The sequence below is a fragment of the Streptomyces venezuelae genome (genome assembly GCF_008642315.1).
Lineage (GTDB): Bacteria > Actinomycetota > Actinomycetes > Streptomycetales > Streptomycetaceae > Streptomyces > Streptomyces venezuelae_D.
In genome coordinates this window covers 6,649,466-6,669,209 of the sequence record NZ_CP029192.1, presented here as the reverse complement: position 1 = coordinate 6,669,209, position 19,744 = coordinate 6,649,466, and the positions used below count along the sequence as shown (strand labels likewise).

The 19,744-nt window shown below is 71.6% G+C and carries 16 protein-coding genes; 5 read left to right on the top strand and 11 right to left on the bottom strand.

Annotated features, from left to right (window positions below; genetic code table 11):
- Positions 1 to 99: 99 nt before the first annotated feature.
- On the bottom strand, positions 100 to 2,697 hold the full coding sequence (gene pepN / locus DEJ48_RS29295; RefSeq protein WP_150219208.1) for an aminopeptidase N: 2,598 nt from the start codon (positions 2,695 to 2,697) through the stop codon (positions 100 to 102).
- A 181-nt stretch (positions 2,698 to 2,878) separates the two neighbouring features.
- Between pepN and DEJ48_RS29290 the strand changes: the two genes are divergently transcribed.
- A complete protein-coding gene (locus DEJ48_RS29290; protein WP_150219207.1) occupies positions 2,879 to 3,328 on the top strand; it encodes a hypothetical protein in 450 nt (149 codons plus the stop codon).
- A 20-nt stretch (positions 3,329 to 3,348) separates the two neighbouring features.
- Here the strand turns inward: DEJ48_RS29290 and DEJ48_RS29285 are convergent, their stop codons facing one another.
- Positions 3,349 to 3,726: a chorismate mutase gene (locus tag DEJ48_RS29285; RefSeq protein WP_150219206.1), complete on the bottom strand. Its 378-nt coding sequence runs from the start codon at positions 3,724 to 3,726 to the stop codon at positions 3,349 to 3,351.
- Between the two features lie 11 nt (positions 3,727 to 3,737).
- Positions 3,738 to 4,646 carry a helix-turn-helix domain-containing protein gene (locus tag DEJ48_RS29280; RefSeq protein WP_150219205.1) on the bottom strand — a complete coding sequence of 303 codons (909 nt, stop codon included), beginning with the start codon at positions 4,644 to 4,646 and terminating at the stop codon, positions 3,738 to 3,740.
- 124 nt (positions 4,647 to 4,770) lie between these two features.
- Between DEJ48_RS29280 and DEJ48_RS29275 the strand changes: the two genes are divergently transcribed.
- Positions 4,771 to 6,516, top strand: coding sequence for a glycoside hydrolase family 35 protein (locus DEJ48_RS29275; protein WP_150219204.1), 1,746 nt, complete (start codon positions 4,771 to 4,773; stop codon positions 6,514 to 6,516).
- Positions 6,517 to 6,585: 69 nt separating this feature from the next.
- On the opposite strand, the gene DEJ48_RS29270 is transcribed toward DEJ48_RS29275, so the two are convergent.
- Positions 6,586 to 9,690, bottom strand: a complete 3,105-nt coding sequence (locus DEJ48_RS29270; RefSeq protein WP_150219203.1) for an endo-alpha-N-acetylgalactosaminidase family protein — start codon at positions 9,688 to 9,690, stop codon at positions 6,586 to 6,588.
- 132 nt (positions 9,691 to 9,822) lie between these two features.
- On the bottom strand, positions 9,823 to 10,608 hold the full coding sequence (locus tag DEJ48_RS29265) for a S1 family peptidase (RefSeq protein ID WP_411757551.1): 786 nt from the start codon (positions 10,606 to 10,608) through the stop codon (positions 9,823 to 9,825).
- A gap of 293 nt (positions 10,609 to 10,901) precedes the next feature.
- On the opposite strand from DEJ48_RS29265, the gene DEJ48_RS29260 reads away from it, so the two are divergent.
- Positions 10,902 to 11,852, top strand: a complete 951-nt coding sequence (locus DEJ48_RS29260) for a hypothetical protein (protein ID WP_150219201.1) — start codon at positions 10,902 to 10,904, stop codon at positions 11,850 to 11,852.
- An 18-nt stretch (positions 11,853 to 11,870) separates the two neighbouring features.
- On the opposite strand, the gene DEJ48_RS29255 is transcribed toward DEJ48_RS29260, so the two are convergent.
- From DEJ48_RS29255 to DEJ48_RS29245, 3 genes are all read right to left on the bottom strand, one after another.
- Entirely contained in the window at positions 11,871 to 12,767 is an 897-nt protein-coding gene (locus DEJ48_RS29255; protein ID WP_150219200.1) for a pentapeptide repeat-containing protein, read from the bottom strand.
- A gap of 81 nt (positions 12,768 to 12,848) precedes the next feature.
- The gene (locus DEJ48_RS29250) at positions 12,849 to 14,498 is read right to left on the bottom strand and encodes a DEAD/DEAH box helicase (protein ID WP_150219199.1); all 1,650 of its coding nucleotides are present in this window, start codon (positions 14,496 to 14,498) and stop codon (positions 12,849 to 12,851) included.
- 142 nt (positions 14,499 to 14,640) lie between these two features.
- A complete protein-coding gene (locus DEJ48_RS29245; protein ID WP_030362889.1) occupies positions 14,641 to 14,844 on the bottom strand; it encodes a cold-shock protein in 204 nt (67 codons plus the stop codon).
- 288 nt (positions 14,845 to 15,132) lie between these two features.
- Here DEJ48_RS29245 and DEJ48_RS29240 point away from each other — a divergent pair, with 288 nt between their 5' ends.
- Positions 15,133 to 16,065, top strand: coding sequence for a tyrosine-protein phosphatase (locus DEJ48_RS29240; RefSeq protein WP_150219198.1), 933 nt, complete (start codon positions 15,133 to 15,135; stop codon positions 16,063 to 16,065).
- On the opposite strand, the gene DEJ48_RS29235 is transcribed toward DEJ48_RS29240, so the two are convergent.
- Complete coding sequence (locus tag DEJ48_RS29235) at positions 16,062 to 16,796, bottom strand: VWA domain-containing protein (RefSeq protein WP_150219197.1); 735 nt, start codon at positions 16,794 to 16,796, stop codon at positions 16,062 to 16,064. The two genes, DEJ48_RS29240 and DEJ48_RS29235, sit on opposite strands and share 4 nt — an antisense overlap.
- Positions 16,797 to 16,877: 81 nt before the next feature.
- On the opposite strand from DEJ48_RS29235, the gene DEJ48_RS29230 reads away from it, so the two are divergent.
- Entirely contained in the window at positions 16,878 to 17,609 is a 732-nt protein-coding gene (locus DEJ48_RS29230; protein WP_150219196.1) for an SDR family NAD(P)-dependent oxidoreductase, read from the top strand.
- 12 nt (positions 17,610 to 17,621) lie between these two features.
- On the opposite strand, the gene DEJ48_RS29225 is transcribed toward DEJ48_RS29230, so the two are convergent.
- On the bottom strand, positions 17,622 to 17,978 hold the full coding sequence (locus tag DEJ48_RS29225; protein ID WP_150219195.1) for a hypothetical protein: 357 nt from the start codon (positions 17,976 to 17,978) through the stop codon (positions 17,622 to 17,624).
- A gap of 639 nt (positions 17,979 to 18,617) precedes the next feature.
- Positions 18,618 to 19,721, bottom strand: coding sequence for a hypothetical protein (locus DEJ48_RS29220; protein ID WP_150219194.1), 1,104 nt, complete (start codon positions 19,719 to 19,721; stop codon positions 18,618 to 18,620).
- Positions 19,722 to 19,744 lie beyond the last annotated feature (23 nt).

The window sequence follows — 19,744 nt, the reverse complement described above, 5'->3', positions numbered from 1 at the left end:
CCGGGGGCGGGGCGCTGCCCCCTCCCCCAGCGCCGCCACACGCCCCGGCTCCCGAGGTCGGGGGGAAAGGCACACTCCCCCGCCCGCCCCCGGCCGGTCTCAGCCCACCTCGTCGGCCGTGTCCGCCCCGCTCTCCCGTACGCGCAGCGCCCGTGCCAGGTCGTCGAGTTGGTCGACGAGCTTGCGGCGCAGGGCCGGTGTGGGGTCGGCGTCGCGGAGGCAGCGTTCGCCGAGGCGGAGGGTTTCGGTGTCGACGATAGGGGCGGGGAAGGCGTACCGTCCCGCGGCTTCGGCCATGGCGGGCCCGCGGCGTGCGGCGAGGGCGACGGCGTCTTCGTAGTAGCGGGGGACGTATTCCCTGACGAGGTCGGCCTGTTCGGGTTGCCAGAAGCCTTGTGCGGTGGCGGTGAACAGGTAGTTGGACAGGTCGTCGGAGCCGAACATGGCGTCCCAGGCGGCGCGTTTGGCGGCGGCGTCGGGGAGTGCGGCGCGGCAGCGGGCGGCGCCTTCCCGGCCGGTGGCGCTGGGGTCGCGTTCGAGTTCGGCGGCGATCGCGGTCTCGTCGGTGGCGTCGAGGACGGCGAGGCGGGTGAGGACGCGCCAGCGCAGTTCGGGGTCGAGTTCGGGTCCGCCGGGGACGGTGCCTTCGGTGAGCCAGGCCTGGAGGGGTGCGGGCTGGGTGGCGACGTCGATGTAGCCGCGGACGGCGGTGAGGCGCAGGCCGGGGTTGGTGCCGTCTTCGGTGCGGCGGATGAGGTCGCGGCAGAGGTCGCCGAGGACGGCGAATGCGGCGGGGCGTTGGGCGGGGGTGGCGATGCGGTCGGCGATGTGGAGCGTGGCGAAGCCGAGGACGCCTTGGACGATGGCGAGGTCGGTTTCCTCGGGGAGGTGGGCGCGGGCGGCTTCCAGGTAGGCGGTGCCTTCGAGTTCGCCGTCGCGGACCATGTCGCGGAGGCTGTTCCACAGGACGGCGCGGGTGAGGGCGTCGGGTACGCCGGAGAGGCCGCGCAGGGCGGTTTCCTCGGAGACGTCGTCGAGGCGGATCTTGGCGTAGGTGAGGTCCTGGTCGTTGGGGACGATGAGGGCGGGGCGGCCGCCGTCGCGGGGGGTGTCGGTGCCGGTGGCGGGGACGTCGGTCTCGAAGCGTTCGCGCAGGACGAGGGCGGGGGCTCCGGAGAGGTCGCGGTCGTAGACGCCGACGGCGATGCGGTGGGGTCGGCCGCCTTCGTGGTCGGGGCCGCTGTCGCGGTCGACGGTGAGGGTCCAGGTGCGGCCGGTGTGGGTGACCTTGGGGGTGAGGGTGTCGACGCCGGTGGTGCGCAGCCACGCTTCGGCCCAGGCGTGGACGTCGCGATCGGTGGCGTGGGCGAGGGAGTCGATGAAGTCGGCGAGGGTGGCGTTGCCGAATTTGTGGCGGGCGAAGTGGGTGTTGATGCCGGCGAGGAAGTCCTTCTCGCCGAGCCAGGCGACGAGCTGGCGGAGGGCGCTGGCGCCCTTGGCATAGGAGATGCCGTCGAAGTTGAGCATCGCGGAGGCGGTGTCGGGGACGGCGTCGGGGTCGGGGGCGACGGGGTGGGTGGAGGGGCGTTGGTCGGCGTCGTAGCCCCAGGATTTGCGGGAGATGCCGAAGTCGGTCCACGGGTCCGTGGATGGGGTGTCCCCTGCTCGAACGGAGTTGAGAGCTTGGGGAAGGGTGGCTTCCGCGGTGGTCTGGAAGCCCATGTACTCGGCGAAGGACTCGTTGAGCCAGATGTCGTCCCACCAGCGGAGGGTGACGAGGTCGCCGAACCACATGTGGGCCATTTCGTGGGCGATGACCATGGCGCGGGTCTGGCGTTCGGTGTCGGTGACGGCGGAGCGGTAGATGAATTCGTCGCGGAAGGTGACGAGTCCGGGGTTCTCCATGGCGCCGGCGTTGAATTCGGGGACGAACGCCTGGTCGTAGGAGTCGAAGGGGTAGGGCTCGTCGAATTTCTCGTGGTAGCGGTCGTAGCAGGCGCGGGTGATGTCGAGGATTTCCTCGGCGTCGGCGTCCATGTAGGGGCCGAGGGAGCGGCGGCAGTGGATGCCGAAGGGCAGGCCGCGGTGTTCGGTGCGGACGGTGTGCCAGGGTCCCGCGGCGACGGCGACGAGGTAGGTGGAGATGAGGGGGGTGGGTGCGGCGCGCCATTTTCCGGTGCCGAGGTGTTCGGTGGTGCCGTTGGCGAGGACGGTCCACTGTTCGGGGGCGGTGACGGTCAGCTCGAAGACGGCTTTGAGGTCGGGCTGGTCGAAGGCGGCGAAGACGCGCTGCACGTCTTCCATGAAGAGCTGGGTGTAGAGGTACGTCTCGCCGTCGGTGGGGTCGGTGAAGCGGTGCATGCCTTCGCCGGTGCGGGAGTACCGCATGGTGGCGTCGACGCGGAGTTCGTGTTCGCCGGGGGTGAGGGCGTCGAGGGCGAGCCGGTTGTCGACGAGTGCGGTGGGGTCCAGCGATTGCCCGTCGAGGGTGACGGAGCGCAGCTCGGCGGGCTTGAGCTCGACGAAGGTGGCGCCTTGGGTGCGGGCGCTGAAGCGGATGACGGTGTGGGAGTCGAAGGTGTCGCGGGCGGGGTCGGCCGCCCGGGTCAGATCGAGCTCGACCGTGTACCGGTGGACGTCGATGAGCTGGGCTCGGGTCTGCGCTTCGTCGCGCGTCAGTACGGGCATGGGGGCCATGCTGCCCGATGGCACCGACTTAGTCGTAGGAGTTGTTTCCGGTGGACCGTGCCGCCCGGCCGGTACGCCGGGAGTGGTGGGGTGACCCGCTGAATGGGGGTGTCCCGCGTGCGGCCCGGCGTGCGGGGTCGGTGAATGAGGTGGGACGTACTGACGGAACCGCTTTGTTCAAGGGAGAATCATGCGTACTCGCACCACCCTGGCCTGTGTCGGGCTGGCCGCCGCCGCTGTTTTCGGGCCGCTCGCGACGGCGGGTACCGCCGTCGCCGCGGATCCGCCGCCGCCCACGGCTCCGACGGCTCCCGCGGCCCCGGACGCCAAGATCCTGGAGACCGTCTGCGCGAGCGTGCAGAAGGCCATCGAGCAGATCGCCGCCGTTCAGGTCGTCAAGGTCGACGGCCTGGACCCGGCCGCGATCCACGACCAGTGCATGCAGTCCGGGAAGGTCTCCATGCCGGACCCCGTGAAGGAGCCCGCGAAGCAGCCGGGGGCCGTGTCCGGTCCCGAGGAGACCGAAGCCGGCGGTGTGGTGCTGGACCAGGGCGGCCTGCACCTGGGCGGCATGGACCTGGGCGGCGTGCGCCTGAATCCCCTGGATCTGGGCGACGCGGGTCCGGCGAAGACCGGGTGACCGGGGGCGCCCGGGGTGTGTTACGCCCTGGGCGCGTCGCCGCCGACCAGGCTGTTGTCCGCGATGCTCTCGTGGTGCCTGATCACCTCGGCGATGATGAAGTTGAGGAGCTTCTCGGCGAACGCCGGGTCGAGTTTGGCGCTCTCGGCGAGTTCGCGGAGGCGGGCGATCTGGCGTGACTCGCGGCTGGGGTCGGCGGGCGGCAGGTGGTGCTGGGCCTTGAGGTGGCCGACCTGCTGGGTGCACTTGAAGCGCTCGGCGAGCATGTGGACGACGGCGGCGTCGATGTTGTCGATGCTGTCGCGCAGGCGGGACAGCTCGGCGCGCACGGCTTCGTCCGCGGCCTGGGCGGGGGTCGTGCCGTTCACGTGGTCGTCGCTGGTGTGGCTGGTGGTCATGGTCCCCGAGCCTACGTGGCGGCTCCGGGGCCGCCACCGGCGGAAGAGCGCAAAATGGGTGGGTGCTCGGGGTCGGGTATCTGGTGGGACCAGCCGCCGGGTACGGCCCTTCCCTGCTGGTCGCGGAAGCGTACGGGGGCCATTCCGACCCGGCGGGTGAAAAGGCGGGAAAAGTACGCCGGGTCGTCGTAGCCGACGCGGCGGGCGACGGCGGCGACGGGGAGTTCGGTGGCGGCGAGGAGTTCTTTGGCGCGGCCGAGGCGGATGCCGAGGAGGTAGTCCTTGGGGCTGCATCCCGCGCCGCGTCGTACGGCGGTGCGCAGTTCGGCGGGGGTCATGCCGTGCCGGGCGGCGTGTTCGGCGACGGACAGGGGCTGGAATGCGTCGCGGGCGAGGGCCTGGAGGACGGGGTCGCCGTCGGGGGCGATGTCGGCGCGGGCGCGGCGCAGGGCGACGAGGAGTTCGTGGACGGCGGCGCCGGTCTCGACTTCGAGGAGGGGGTTGCCGCGGCGGGCGGCGCGGGCGATGCGGGCGACGACGGCGCGGGCGCCTGCCGCGTCGGAGAGGGGGACGACGGGGCGGGTGGGTTCGATGTAGCCGAGTTCGGTGTACGTGGTGGTGGCGGGTCCGGTGAAGTCGACGAAGCACTCGTCCCAGCCGGTGTCGGGGTCGGGTCCGTAGTGGTGGCGGGCGCCGGGGGTGAGCCAGATCAGGGCGGGTGCGGTGACGGTGGTGCGGCGGCCGTCGGGGCCGCGGAACCAGCCGCCGCCGGAGCTGATGACGACGGCGACGTGGTGGTCGAGGGTGCGGGGGCCGACGGTCGGCAGGAGGCCGTGCTGCAGGCCGACGCCGAGACAGGCGAGGCCGAGTTTGTGGTGGGCCGGGCTGGGGGTGAAATACCGCATCCACGTGTGGTACATCCGCGTGCGTCCCTTTCGTCCGGGCGCTGGCCCGCTCCTTGCGTCCAACCGGGCTCGATCTTTGTCCATGGACCCTGCGGCCCGCCAGAGGTGATCGTGGGCGGGACGTGAGCGAGAGGACGCGATGAACGGGTTCAGGGTCGGCGAGGACGATTTCGAGGTGGACGGGCGGCCGGTGCGGCTGTTGTCCGGTGCCATGCACTATTTCCGGGTGCACGAGGCGCAGTGGGGTCACCGTCTCGCGATGCTGCGGGCGATGGGCCTGAACTGCGTGGAGACGTACGTCCCGTGGAATCTGCACGAGCCGCGCCCGGGCGTGTACCGCGATGTCGAGGCGCTGGGCCGGTTCCTGGACGCGGCTCACGAGGCGGGCCTGTGGGCGATCGTGCGGCCGGGCCCTTACATCTGCGCGGAGTGGGAGAACGGGGGGCTTCCGCACTGGTTGACGGGTGCGGTGGGGGCGCGGGCGCGGACGCGTGACGAGGAGTACGTGGGGCATGTGAGCCGCTGGTTCCGGCGGCTTCTGCCGCAGGTCGTGGAGCGGCAGCGGCACCGTGGCGGTCCGGTGATCATGGTGCAGGTCGAGAACGAGTACGGCAGTTACGGCTCGGACGGGGTGTATCTGCGGCGGCTTGCGGATCTGCTGCTCGCGGCGGGCGTCGAGGTGCCGTTGTTCACGTCGGACGGGCCCGAGGACCACATGCTGACCGGGGGTTCGATTCCCGGGGTGCTGGCGACGGCCAACTTCGGGTCGGGTGCGCGGGCGGGCTTCGGGACGCTGCGCGGGCACCGGCCGAAGGGTCCGCTGATGTGCATGGAGTTCTGGTGCGGCTGGTTCGATCACTGGGGTGCGGAGCATGTCGTGCGGGGCGCGGAGGACGCCGCGGCGGCGCTGCGCGAGATCCTGGAGTGCGGTGCGTCGGTGAATCTGTACATGGCGCACGGCGGTACGAACTTCGCGGGCTGGGCGGGCGCCAACCGGGGCGGCGGTGCGTTGCACGACGGTGAGCTGCAGCCGGACGTCACGTCGTACGACTACGACGCGCCCGTCGACGAGTTCGGCCGGGTGACGCCGAAGTTCTGGGCGTTCCGTAAGGTCCTCGCGGAGTACGCGTCCACTGCCCTGCCGGAGCCGCCTGCCCCGCTGCCGTCGCTGGGCGAGCCCGTGTCGGCGGCCCTGTCGGAGTGGGCGCCGCTGGACGCGGTCCTTGACGTGCTGGGCTCTCCGGAGGCGGAGCACGCCGTTCCGCCCACGTTCGAGGAGCTGGACGTGGATCGCGGTCTGGTGCGGTACGCGGTGACGGTGCCGGGGCCGCGTGAGCCGTATCCGCTGAGTGTGCGGGGGCTGCGGGATCGGGCGGTGGTGTACGTCGACGGGGAGCGGGCCGGCGTTCTCACGGAGGGCACGCCGACGCTGCTCGACCCGGTGGCGGGGCACGCGCGCGTGGAGCTGTGGGTGGAGTCCTTGGGGCGGGTCAATTACGGGCCGCGGACGGGTGAGTCCAAGGGGATCACCGGGGGGATCCTGCACGAGCGGCAGTATCTGCACGGGGTGCGGGCGCGGGCGCTGCGCCTGGACGCGTTCGACGTGGCGTCGGCGGTGCGGGCGGTTCCGGTGGCGGGTTCCGGGAAGGGGCGGCCCGGTCTGTACCGGGGCACGGTGGAGGTCTCCTCGCCGGGTGACGCGTCCCTGGCGCTGCCTGGCTGGACCCGCGGCTTCGTGTGGGTGAACGGCTTCAATCTGGGCCGCTACTGGTCGGCGGGGCCGCAGACGACGCTGTACGTGCCCGGTCCTGTGCTGCGGGCCGGGGCGAACGAGGTGTGGGTTCTGGAGCTGGAGGAGGGCGGGGAGACGGTCCGGTTCGCGTAGGGCTCCCGCCACGACCGGGCCCGCCCCCTCCACGGGAGAGGGGGCGGGCCCGTTGCGCGGCTCGGATTCTCAGACCTCACTGACCTCGAACGCGTCGAGCACGAACTCCGCCTTGCCGTCGTCGCCGGTCTTGCGCAGGCCCACCCAGGCCTCGCCCTTCGCGGGGGCGGTGAACTCGTAGGAGAGCGTGGTGGGGCCGGTGGCGACCGGCACGTCCTTGCGGTCGAGTTCGCGGGGTGCCGGTTCGTCGACGGCGGTGATCCAGGCGTACTGGCCCGCCTTCTCGTTCTCGTACCGGAAGGAGACGCGGTACCGCTTGCCGGGTTCGAAGCGGACGGTGTGCGGGACGGTGCGGTACACGAGCCCGGTGTTCTCGCCGCGTGACTTCAGCGAGTTCGTGCCGTCGATGACGTCGTCGATCGCCTTGCCGTTCCAGCCGCGCTGTGTGTACGGGGCGTGGCGCTGCGCGATGTGGGTGCGCGGGTCGGTGACGTCGCCCGCGTCGCCCTTGACGAAGGGGCCCCAGCCCTGCGGGACGTGCTCGAAGTCCTCGTGGGCGAGGGTGGCGCGGGGCAGCTTGGCGGGGCGCGGGGTCGCGGTGATCCGTACGTTGTCGAAGCGCACGCGTGCGTCGCCCGCCGCGGCGCGCAGCGTCAGCTCGGCCGTGCCGCCGCCTTCGGGGACGGTGAAGTGCGTGAACATGCGTTGGAAGCGGGTGCCGTGCTTGCGGTCGGCGGCGACGTAGTTCCCGGCGGTGGACGTGTCGGTGGAGTTGGCGGCGGTGATGCCGTCCGCGGTGCGCACCTGCAGGGTGGCGGTGCGCCGCTCCCCCGGCTTCTCGCCGACTTCGACCTGCACGGACGCGACGTAGGTGCCGGCCTTGAGGCGGGCGAGGCGCTGTCCGACGGAGGCGGCGCCGCCCGCGCCGATGACCAGTTCGTGGTCGCCGAGGGGGCTGAGTTCCACGGAGGCGGGGCCGGTGACCTTCCACCCCTTGAGGGACCCGGAGTGGAATCCGGGGTCGTGCAGGGGGGTGCCCTGGCCCCAGCGCGGGTCGGGCGGGGCGGCGGCGCGCTCGCGGTAGAGGACGTAGGGCTGTTTCGGCTCCGCCTTGAGGGTGACTTTTCCGCCCACTACGGAGACGTACGACTCGAAGACGCGCCCTTGGTCGGTGAGCCGGTGGAGCGCCACGCGGGAGCGGCGTGCCCAGCCACGGGGCAGCTGCCAGGTGCTGGTCCCTCCGGAGGGGTTGTAGTGGTACAGCTTGGCGGGGTCGTCTGCCTTGCGGGGTTCCCAGGGCAGGAGGTAGCGGCCGTCTTCGTAGACGACGTTTCCGTCGGTGGTGATGCGGCGCTTTCCGGTGGCGTCGGAGACGGTCGTACCCGGTTTCCCGAAGAAGCTGATGTCGTGCTCGCCCCACGTCTTGACGGGGTACGCCTGGAGGTATTTGGCGGGCAGTGAGTGGGTCCAGATCAGGGCGTAGAAGGCGTGCCAGTCGGTCTTGCCGACCCAGCCCTCGAAGTTGCCCATGCGGGCGACGCCCAGGAGGGTGGGCCACTTGTCGGCGAAGACGTCCTTCTGGTGGTTGCGGACGAAGCGGATGAGGCGGGAGTTGATGCCGCGTGAGGTGTCGCCCCCGTAGTCGGTCTCGGTGGCCCAGTGCGACCAGATCGCGGAGCGCTCGAAGCCGTGGCCCCACTCGGTGGTGATGGTCCAGCCCTGTTCGCGGAAAGCGCGCTGGAGGCGGTCGGAGGTCCAGCCGGACTCGCGGAACACGTCGATGTAGAGGGCGTTCAGGCCGGGGTGGGTCTGGGCGCGCAGGTCGGCGAAGCGTTTGACGATGTCTCCGGAGACAAGGTCGCGGCGTTGGTCGATGCGGTAGCTCTGGTCGAGCCAGTCCCACTGTTCGTTGTTCTTGTCGACGAGTTCGTCGGAGAACGCCTTGGCGACGGGGTACGACTCGGTGGCGTTGACGTGCACGCTGAAGTCGCTGTTCCACTTCTTGCCCTCGCGGACCAGGGTGTTGAGGTCGTCGAGGCCGCCCGCGCGCGTGTTGTAGTTGTCCGCGTAGTCGGGGTGGGCGGAGTCGTGGCCCTCGGACTGGTAGCCCTTGAGGAGCGTGTACTGGCGCAGCCCGTCGGTCGCCAGGTGGATGCGCTTGACGTTGTCGAGGGTGGCGAGGAACGGGTTGGTGGCCTGCGAGGCGAAGTTGAAGGGGATGTGCGGGACGACCCGTAGGTGCTGCTCGTCGGCGCCGAGGGGGGTGACCATGATGTCGCGGAAGGCGATCGCGGCGTCCTGCCAGTCGACCTTGCCGTCGCCGTTGCGGTCACCGGTGATGACGACGGTGGCGTACGGGAGGGGTTCGGTGGCATCGATGGGGGCGGTGGCGGCGCGGTGCGTCCACTGGCCGGGCGCCAGACGTGCCTCGGCGTGGTCACCGGCTCGTACCGTCTCGCGCCACAGGCGCCCGTTCTCCCAGGTGGTGCCGGCCTCGGAGGTGGGCTTGTCGTAGACAGTGTTCGTCTCGACGGCGCCGCCGAGGCGGTCGTGCGCGACGACGGCGTACGCGCAGCCGGTCGGCGCCTCGGCGGGCGTGTCCTTCGCGGGTCGTACGAGGGTGTCGCCGCTCTTGGCCTTGTCGAGCTGCACCTTGGCGGCGAGGAGCGCGGCGCCGGGCTGGTCGCTGCGCACGGCGAGCAGGGTGAGTCCGGGGATGCGCAGGGTGCCGACGCGCAGCGCGGCCGTGTCCGTGATCTTCGTGACGCGCCAGTGGACCTGTCGGCCCTCGACCGTGATCTCGACGTCGATCCGGGTGCCGCCGTCGAAAGTCAGGACGTACGCGGCGCGTGAGCGGCGCGTCGTGACGGTGACCTTGGGGGTGTGCTCGGCCTCGTCGATGAGGACGGTGGCGGGGGCGTCGGCGCGGCCGTGCAGCAGGGCGCCGCTCGCGCGGTCGGTGTACGAGACGATGCTCGGGAAGGCGGTGGCGACGCGCACGTCCAGGTCGGCGGAGCGCAGGACCGCCTCGGCCGCGGGGCGTCTTCCGGTGCCGGGTGCGGCGGGTGCGGCGAACGCGCTGCCGCCCGCGCCGAGGGCGACGCCCATTCCGGCGATCGCGCCGGTGGCGACCACGACTCGACGGCTCGGCCCTGACCTGTCTGACGGCGGCATGCGGCACCCCTCCACGGGACGGAATTCGTGCCGCTCACCATGCGTCGGGTGGGGCGGACGCGCCCATGGACAAAGGAGGGACAGGTCTTGGACTAACCGTCGGGGCCGCGGAGGCCCCGACGGCGTCCGGCCTCAGAGCTGCGAGGCCGCCGTGGCTATGGCACCCGCGAAGGTCGACACCTCGGTGTAGACGCCGGGGTACTGCGGCCGCGCGCACCCGTTGCCCCAGCTGACGATGCCGACCTGGATGTACGCGCCGGTGTCGTCCTTGCGGAACATGGGGCCGCCCGAGTCGCCCTGGCAGGTGTCCACGCCGCCCTGGGCGAGCCTGCCCGCGCAGATCTCCTCGGCGGGCGTCAGCTCGTTGCCGTAGGCGGCCTGGCAGTCGGCGTCACTGACGAACGGGACGGTCGCCTTCATGAGGTAGCGCTGCTGGGCGCCGCCTTCCCTGGTGGCGCCCCAGCCGGCGACGGTGAAGTCACCCTTGTTGTACTTGGTGTCCTTGGCGATCTTCAGTGTGGGCAGGTCGATCGGCTTCGCCAGCTTGATGAGCGCCCAGTCCTTGCCTTTGCCGTTGTAGCCCGGCGCCTGGAGGACCTTGGTGGACTTCACCTTGATCGCGGAGCTGCTCTGCAGGTCCACGGCGCCGGCGGTCGCGGTGATGCTGGTGTTGTTGCCGGAGCCGTCCACACAGTGGGCGGCGGTCAGCACGATGTTCTGCGCGTACAGAGCGCCGCCGCAGCCCATCGAGAGACGGACCATGAACGGGAACTCACCCTGCTGGGCGCGGGTGCCGCCGACGACGCTCGGGCTCGGCTCCGGGCCCGGGTGCGGGGCCGCCTGGGCGGCGACGGGCTGAAGGCTGACGGTGGCGAGCGCGATCGCGCCCAGGGTGGCGGCTCTCTTCACTCCACGCATCTTGGTCTTCAACTGGCTCTCCTTGGTGGGGGGTTCGCGGGGCAGTGCACGCGTGACGAACCCTGCCGTCCCAGTCGCGCCGTCACTGGATGCGCGTGGGTGACATGTGCCCGCCAAAGCGTTGTTGCGGATTATGGAGATCGGTGTCCGCTCACGACAAGGGGCGGTTTCCGGCCACGGCGTGTCGCCGGGATCCGGTCGGGGCGAGGCGAGCGCCGTACAGTTGAGGCGGATCGCGATGCCCGGGCAGGGCCGGTCGCGGTGTCCGGTGGGTGGCGTCAGGAGGTACGGACGTGACGGTCGACGGCGGTCCAGTCGTGCACGGCTACCCCCATCTGGAGACCGTGCGCGCCGCCGTCACGGCGCTCTACAAACGCCTCTCGTACGACACCGTGCACTCCTTCGAGGCCAGCGTTGCCCCCGCCGACGTGGCCTTCGGCGACCAGGACGACCTGCACCTCGGCGCGCAGCGGGTGGCCCGCGAGATGGTGCGGCACCTGCACCTGCCCGACGCCCGGATGATCGTCGGCTTCCGCGAGATGCAGCACGCCGCGTCCGTCGAACTCGCCGCGGGGCCCGAGTACTTCATCGAACTGAACGACCGCTTCCGCACGCATCGCAGGGACATCGGCGCGGCCCTCGCCCACGAGGTCATGCACGTGTATCTGCACCGGCTCGACCTGTCGTTCCCCGGCACGCGCGACAACGAGATCCTGACCGACACCGCCACCACGTACCTGGGCGCGGGCTGGCTGCTGCTCGACGCCTACCGCGAGGACGGCGCCTCCTCGCAGAAGCTCGGCTATCTGACCCCGGAGGAATTCGGATACGTCCTGGCCAAGCGGGCGTTGGCGTTCGGCGAGGCGCCGGAGACGTGGTTCACCAGCGCGCAGGCCTACACGGCGTACACGAAGGGGCTCGCCCAGGCCCGCCGCGACGAGCAGCAGCCGCCGCTGACGGCGGCGGGGTGGGCGGGGCGGCGGCGGTACGCGAAGGACCGGCGGTACGCGCGCGAGCACGGGACGGCGGGGCGGGGCGGGGCGACGGCGAACGGAGGGGCGGGGGCGTCGGGGGCCGCGGGGGCGTACAGCTTCTCCGACGACGGCGACGGCAGCGGCGGTCGCGGCGCGCTCCGCGTGACGTTCCCCTGTCCCACCTGCCATCAGCGGATCCGGGTGCCGGTGCGGGGCCGGATGCGGGTGCGGTGCACGCTGTGCCGGACGGTGCTGGAGTGCGACACGTAGCGGCTCGCGGCCAGGTGATCAGTCCTGGGACCAGTGCCCGGGACGGTGGAGGGCGGCGGGGAGTCTCGTACGGTCGTCGCCCTTGGCCGCGTTCACCTGCGACTGGGTGAGGAAGAGCGCGCCGGTCAGGTCGGCGCCCCGCAGGTCCGTGTCGCGGAAGTCCACGCCGATGAGGTCGGCCGCCCGCAGGTCGGCGTCGCGCAGATCGGCGCCGATGAGGTACGCGCCGCGCAGGTCGACGCCCTTGAGGTCGGCGCCCTTGAGCCGCGCGCCGATGAGGTCGGCGCCCCTGCGGTCCTTCTTCTTGGCACCCTTGCCGCCCTTGCCGCCCTTCCCTCCGCGACCGCTCTGGCCGTGGTGCTCGGCACGGACGAGTTCGCTGGTGCGCAGCAGGAGCGTGTTGACGACCTGGCGGTGCGCGGCGACGTCCGTCCGGGCGACCGCGTCGGGGCTGCCCTGGGCCAGCCGCTCGGTCTCGGCGAGGACGCGCTCCAGGTCGGCGGCGATCGGCCGGGTCTGCGGGTGGGTGAGCGCCTCGGTCAGGTACCAGAGCAGTTCGTGGATCTGCCGCATGAGCGGGAAGACCTCGAACATCTGGCGCGCGGTGGCCGGATCCCGACGCCAGTCGCGCCCCTCGAAGGTGCCCTGGGAGACCCGCTGCCCCGCACCGAAGCAGTCGAACACGGTGCAACCCCGGTAACCCTTGTCCCGGAGGTCGCGGTGGATGCCGCACCTGAAGTCCTCCGCCAGGTTGCCGCAGGGCTCGCCCGCGTCCTTGTTCACGGGGAAGTCCGAGGACTTGGAGAAGGTGAGGGCCACGCAGCACAGCCCGGAGCAGCTGCCGCAGTCGGCGCGCAGGGCCGCACGGTCGTCGTCGAGCAGGGGCAGGGCGACGGGTTCGCGCTCCGGTGTCATCGGGCGGGCTCCTTCCGGCGCGCCCGCAGCCTCGGCGAGGGGCTGCGGGCGGTTCTCGTACTGGTACGACGGGAAGCGGTGTCACGCCGCGGAGCGGCGGCCTCCCTGTGCTCCGCCACCGGCGCGCCCGCGGCGGGCACGACCGCCGCCGCCGTTGCCGCCGGCCCCGGCGGAACCGCTCCTGGCCTGGCCGCCCTGGCCCTGACCGCCCTGGCCCTGACCCTGACGGGGAACCCTGCGCTGCCCCTGGCCCTGACCCTGGCCCGCGGCAGCGCCTCCGGCGCCGCGCGGACGCCGGCGCCGCTGGGCGCCGCCCCGTGCGGCGGGCTGCTGCTGCGGCTGCGGCACCTCGATGACGACCGGCACGCCGGAGGGCTCGCGCGCCCCGGTGATCCGCACCAGCTCCTCGTCGGAGGAGGTGACGCGGGCCGTGTTCGGGCGGATCTCGGCGTCGGTCATGAGCCGCGTCATCTCGCGCTTCTCGTCGGGCAGGACGAGGGTGACGACGCTGCCGGACTCGCCCGCACGAGCGGTGCGGCCGCCGCGGTGGAGGTAGTCCTTGTGGTCGGTGGGCGGGTCGACGTTCACGACGAGGTCGAGGTCGTCGACGTGGATGCCGCGGGCCGCGACGTTCGTCGCGATCAACGCGGTGACCTGGCCGTTCTTGAACTGGTCGAGCGTGCGGTTGCGCTGCGGCTGCGAGCGTCCGCCGTGCAGTCCGGAGGCGCGGACGCCGTTGGCGAGGAGCCGCTTGGTGAAGCGGTCCACGGCGCGCTTGGTGTCCAGGAACATGATCACGCGGCCTTCGCGGGCGGCGATGCGCATGGCGACGGCCTTCTTGTCCGTCTCGTCGGCGACGTAGAGCACGTGGTGCTCCATCGTCGTCACCGCGCCCGCGGACGGGTCGACGGAGTGCACGACGGGATCGGTGAGGAACATCCGTACGAGCCGGTCGATGTTCTTGTCGAGCGTCGCCGAGAAGAGCATGGTCTGGCCGCCCTGCTCGACCTGCTTGAGCAGCGCCGTGACCTGCGGCATGAAGCCCATGTCGGCCATCTGGTCGGCCTCGTCGAGGACGGTGACGCGGACCCGCGACAGGTCGCAGTCGCCGCGCTCGATGAGGTCCTTGAGGCGGCCGGGGGTGGCGACGATGATCTCCGCGCCGCGGCGGAGGGTGCTCGCCTGGCGGGTGATGGAGAGGCCGCCGACGACGGTGGCGAGGCGGAGGTTGACCGCCGTCGCGTACGGGGTGAGCGCGTCCGTCACCTGCTGGGCCAGCTCGCGCGTGGGGACCAGGACCATGGCGAGCGGCGACTTCGGCTCGGCGCGGTGGCCGGCGGTGCGGGCCAGGAGGGCCAGGCCGAAGGCGAGGGTCTTGCCGGAACCGGTCCGGCCGCGGCCGAGGATGTCGCGCCCGGCGAGGGAGTTGGGGAGCGTGGCTGCCTGGATCGGGAAGGGGTCGGTGACCCCCTGGGCGGCCAGCGTCTTCAGGAGGGCCTCGGGCATGTCCAGCTCACCGAAGGCCTCGACGGCGGGCAGGGCGGGCGTGACGCTCTCGGGCAGGGCGAACTCGCCGCCCTGGACCGGCTTCGGCCTGCGGTTGCCGGACTTCCTCGCGCCGTGCGCGGAGCCCTTCGCCTGGCCGGACGGCCGTCCCCTGCCGCCGGTGTTTCCGCCTGCGGTGGCGGGGCGCTTGCGGGCGGGGCGTGCCGGGCGTTCGGAGCGGTTCATGCAGTAATGCCTTCCTGGTCGCTGGACTTCCGGACCTCTGAGCCGGTGCGGCTCTGGGCCCGGTTGGGCCCGATGACAGCGCAAGCCGAGGCCCGCACCTTCCGGTGCGGGCCTCGGCTGTGAGGTTCGCGCGCTGCGACGATCAGGCAGGAACGATGTTCTCGGCCTGCAGGCCCTTCTGGCCCTGCGTCACCTCGAAGGAGACCTTCTGGCCCTCGAGGAGCTCACGGAAGCCCGAGGACGCGATGTTCGAGTAGTGGGCGAAGACGTCGGGGCCGCCGCCGTCCTGCTCGATGAAGCCGAAGCCCTTTTCCGAGTTGAACCACTTAACGGTGCCGGTTGCCATGTCAATCTCCTCAACAGGGGCAGTGAATGGAGAAACACCGAATTGCGAATCTCCAGCGCTGCAATGACCCCCATACCGGAGAGAACCGGAAAAACAATAATGCGCCCTCGGAGCATTCCCGTCAGGCGCACATAAAGTTCATGGGTACCAAAACTGCAACACATAACCCTAACATGCTCACGGCCCCGCTCGCACGGCACCTCTTCGCGCACGCCCCTTCCCCCCTCAAGATCACATCGCTACCTTCGGCCAAACAATCGCTTGGTAGGCCGTTGGGAAGGCGAACCGATGCGTATCTCCCGTGCTCGTACCCGTACCGCAACCGGACTGGCGATCTCCGCGCTCGCCCTGGGCACGCTGCCCGCCTGGGCAGCCCCCTCGGAAGCCGCGGCGCCCACGGCGCCCCGCCACACGGCCGCCGCCTCCGTGGCCGCCGACCGCCAGATCCCCCTCCAGGGCGCGGTCAACGTCCGGGACGTCGGTGGATACCGGACGTACGACGGAGAGCGCGTCGGCGAAGGACGCGTCTTCCGCGCCGACGGCCTCAGCAAGCTCACCGACGCCGACCTCGGCACGGTCGCGAAGCTCGGCCTGACCAAGGTCATCGACTTCCGGGTGCCCGCCGAGGTGAGTTACGACGGGGTGGACCGGCTGCCCGCCGGGCTCTCCCCCACCTCGCGGCCGATCACCGACAACGGCCTGTTCACCCAGCTCCTCACCGCCATCGGCTCCCGGGACCCGGTCAAGCAGGAGGAGATGCTCGGCAACGGAAAGGCGGCCGCGTTCATGCGCGACGTCTACCGCACCTTCGTCACCGACGCCGCCAACCGCGCGCAGTTCGCGGCGACCCTGCGCGACATCGCCGCGAGCCGCTCGCCGCTGCTCTACCACTGCACCTCCGGCAAGGACCGCACCGGCTGGACGACGTACCTGCTGCTGCGTCTCGTGGGCGTCCCCGAGCGGACCGCCGCAGGCGACTACCTGGCCTCCAACACCTACCGGGCCGCGTACGACGCGAAGCTCCGCGAGGCGCTGAAGCAGGGCGGGCTGATGCAGAATCCGGACCTGATCATCCCGCTCCAGGAGGTCCGCGCCGACTACCTCGACACGGCCCTCACCGAGGCGACGCAGCGGTACGGCGGTTTCTCCGGCTATCTGGCCAAGGGACTCGGGCTCGACGCCCGCACGATCCTGCAACTGCGCGACCGCATGGTGGACTAGGGCCCCACGATCCCGTTCGCCCGCGCCGCGGCCAGCCACGCGGGGAACTCGCCCACGAGCCGGTCGTAGAGCTCGTCGTCCGGCACCGCGAGCGGGTCCTCCCCCACGTGGAAGAAGCCCGCGTTGTCCACCGGGCGCTTGGCGGGGACGGCCAGTTCGTCGAGCTTGCGCAGATAGTCGAACTGTTTGCTCGTCGGGTCGCCGAAGCCGATGAACTGCCAGAACAGGGGAAGCCTCGCCGCCTTGCACAGATAGCGCTCGGCGGCGAGCTTGTTGATGGGGCCTCCGTCGGTCTGGAAGACGACGAGGGCGGGCGCGGTGGAACCGCCGGCACAGCTGTCCACGTAGTGGTCGATCACGGCGTCCATCGCCAGGTGATAACTGGTCTTCCCCATGTGTCCGAGCCCGGCGACGATCTCGTCGACCCGGCCGCGGTGGTTGTCCAGCGCGATGTCCGTGACCGCGTCGACATCGGTCGAGAAGAAGACGGTGGGCACGACCCCGTCGTCGTCCAGGTGCGCGGAGAGGCCGAGAACGCGGTCGGCGAGCGCCTGGACGCTGCCGTCCTTGTAGTACGGCTTCATGGAACCGGAGTAGTCGACGACGAGGTAGACGGCGGCCCGCGCCCCGTCCAGGCCGTGTTTGCGCAGGGAGACCCCGGCGCTCTTGTACAGGCTGACCAGAGCCGGCGCCGAGTCCTCCACCTTGCGCAGACTGATCGCGGATCCCATGTCCCGCCCCGCCCTTCCACCTTGCACATATGACTGCTAGACACATGCCGATTCGGCACGTACGGACGTACGGAGGATGGCATGAACCACGGCCTGGACGGCAAGGTCGTCCTCATCACCGGGGCGGGCCGCGGGCAGGGGGCCGCGGAGGCGCGGCTCTTCGCGGCGGCCGGGGCGCGGGTCGTGGTGACGGACGTACGGGAGGAGGAGGGCCGCGAGGTCGCCGGATCCCTGGGCGGGCAGGGGCTGTTCGTACGTCACGACGTCACGGGCGCGGAGAGCTGGGCGTCGGCCGTGGCGGGGGCGCTCGGTGCGTTCGGGCGGCTCGACGTCCTGGTGAACAACGCCGCGCTGTGGCGGACGGCGTCCGTGGAGGACGAGACGTACGAGAACTTCGAGACCCTGATCCGGGTCAATCTCCTGGGGCCGTTCCTGGGCATCCAGGCGGTGCTGCCCGCGCTGAGGGAGGCGGGCGGCGGGTCGGTCGTGAACGTGTCGTCGACGGCGGGGCTCGTCGGCATTCCTGGGCACGCGGCGTACGGGTCGACGAAGTTCGGTCTTCGGGGGCTGACCCGCTCCGCCGCACTGGACCTGGCGAAGTACCGGGTGCGGGTCAACTCCGTGCATCCGGGGGCGGTCGACACCCCGATGATCTCCGCCGCCTCCGCCGGGCGGGACTGGTCGCATCTGCCGCTCGGCAGGATGGGCCGCCCGGAGGAGGTCGGGGAGCTGGTGCTGTTCCTCGCGTCGGACGCGTCGTCGTACGTCACGGGGGCGGAGTTCACCGTGGACGGCGGGTCGACGACGGGGTGAGGGCCCTTTGGCTCAGTGGCGGTCGGTGAAGTACACCGAGCGCAGCTTGAGGCGGTCCGTGGCGGGGTGCCCGTGCGGGCGCAGCGTCCAGGAGTCGCCGGTGCAGTCCGACTCGGTGAACACCATCACCCAGGTGTCGGTGTCGTTGTGCGGGGCGAACGCGGGCGCGGAGGCGTCCGGGTCGGCGACCTCGGCGAGCGTGACGCAACCGGGGCTCTCCGGGTCGTGGAGGGTGGCCGACTGAGGCGTGCCGTCGGGTCCTGTGAACTTGTAGGAGAAGTCGCCGTCGGCGGCGGTCGCGGAGGTCGGCAGGGTGACGACGAGGGCGAGCGCGCCGAGGGTGGCGGCGAGGGTGTGGCGGAGGCGCATGGATTCCGTTTCCGTGTGGCGCCGGACGCGGGGGGCGTCCGGTGGCGGGGTGGTGCCGGACCCGTCGGTGGGTGACGGGCCCGGCACGGCTCTCCCCGTCCGGTGCGCCGGGCATGCGCGGTGTCACCCGCGCGGGGCCGCGGAATCGATCCGGCAGCCGCCGGTCGGCCTACCGTGGGGGCTCTTCCGGGTGCGGGTGCGTCGTGGCTGGTCGCGCAGTTCCCCGCGCCCCTGAGGTAGGGCCCGCCTGCCCGCGATGACCGGCCGGGCCAGGTACGCCTCTGTCCGCCGGCGAGCCGACGCATTCGAGTGCGGCTGCGTCGTGGCCGGGCGCGCAGTTCCCCGCGCCCCTGAGGCACGACCCGCCTGCCCGCGATGACCCCCTAGGCCGACCCCGCCTCTGTCCGCCGACCAGCCGACGCATTCGAGTGCGGCTGCGTCGTGGCCGGGCGCGCAGTTCCCCGCGCCCCTGAGGTGGGGCCCGCCTGCCCGCGATGACCCCCTAGGCCGACCCCGCCTCTGTCCGCCGGCGAGCCGACGCATTCGAGTGCGGGTGCGTCGTGGCCGGGCGCGCAGTTCCCCGCGCCCCTGAGGTGGGGCCCGCCTGCCCGCGATGATCTGTAGGCCCTGAGGGGGTCTCTACGGCTCCGGATGGTCCTGGAATGCCGGTAGCGCGAAGATGCGGGTCTTCGCGGCGTCGTCCATCAGCTCTACGAGTGGCATGACCAGGTCCCAGAGGTCCTGTTTGTCGACCTCGCGGGCCAGGGCGTCCAGGTCGGGGGCGGGCAGTGTGCCCGCTGTGTCGGCGACGGTCTTGCGGGAGTCGGCCGGCAGCGCGTGCACGAGGGGCAGGAACTCCGCCCACAGGGCCGTGGCGACGACCGCGCGGACCAGGCCGCCCAGGACGTCCTCGCCTCGTAGCGACGGCAGTTCGGCCACTGTGCGTCGTTCTTCCGGGTCGAGCAGGGCGACCAAGGGCAGCAGGGACTCCCACAGGTCCTGCTCCGCCACCGTGCGGACGAGCGTGTCCAGGTGGTCTTGCGGCTGGGCCGCGGTGAGCGAGGCGATGCGGGCGCGTTGGGCGCCGGTCACCATGCCTGCGACAGCCAGTGCTTCGGGCCACAGGCCCTGTGCGGACGCGGAGGCGATGATCGATGCCAGGCGTTCCTCGCCCAGGAGGTCGATGATGTGGCCGAGCCGTTCGGGGGCGTCGATCACGTATCCCGTGCCGAGCACGGCCGCGTCGTCGACCTGCGGCAGGATGCGGCGCAGCGCGGCGTCGGAAAGGTGGCCGACGAAGCGGCCCATCGTGAGGTGGTCGCCGCGTTCGGCGAGGGCGACGGCGATGCGGACGACCAGGTTCTCGTCGAGGCGGGTCACGATGCCCTCGATGCGGCGCGGATCGAGATGGGCGCAGGACTCGGCGGTGAACGTCACCGGGAGTTTCTCGATGATGTCGGCGGCGCGTGCGGGTTCGAGGCGTCCGGCGACGGCGGCGGCCAGGCGCGGGCCGAGGGCTTTCTGGGAGATGGCGGCCGCGACTCCGGCGGGCACGAGCTTGGTCGCCGACGCGATGCGGTCGAGCATCTCGGGGGCCCGGTCGAAGAGGGCCGCGACGGTCTGGGTGCGGAAGCGGCGTACGTCCTCGACGGGGAGGTCCTGGAGGAAGGTGAGAGTGCCGGGTTCGACGTCGAGCAGGTGGGCGATCTTCAGGGTCTCGGCCTTGCCGCGCAGCTTGTCCATGCTGACTCCTGACTCCTGGCTTC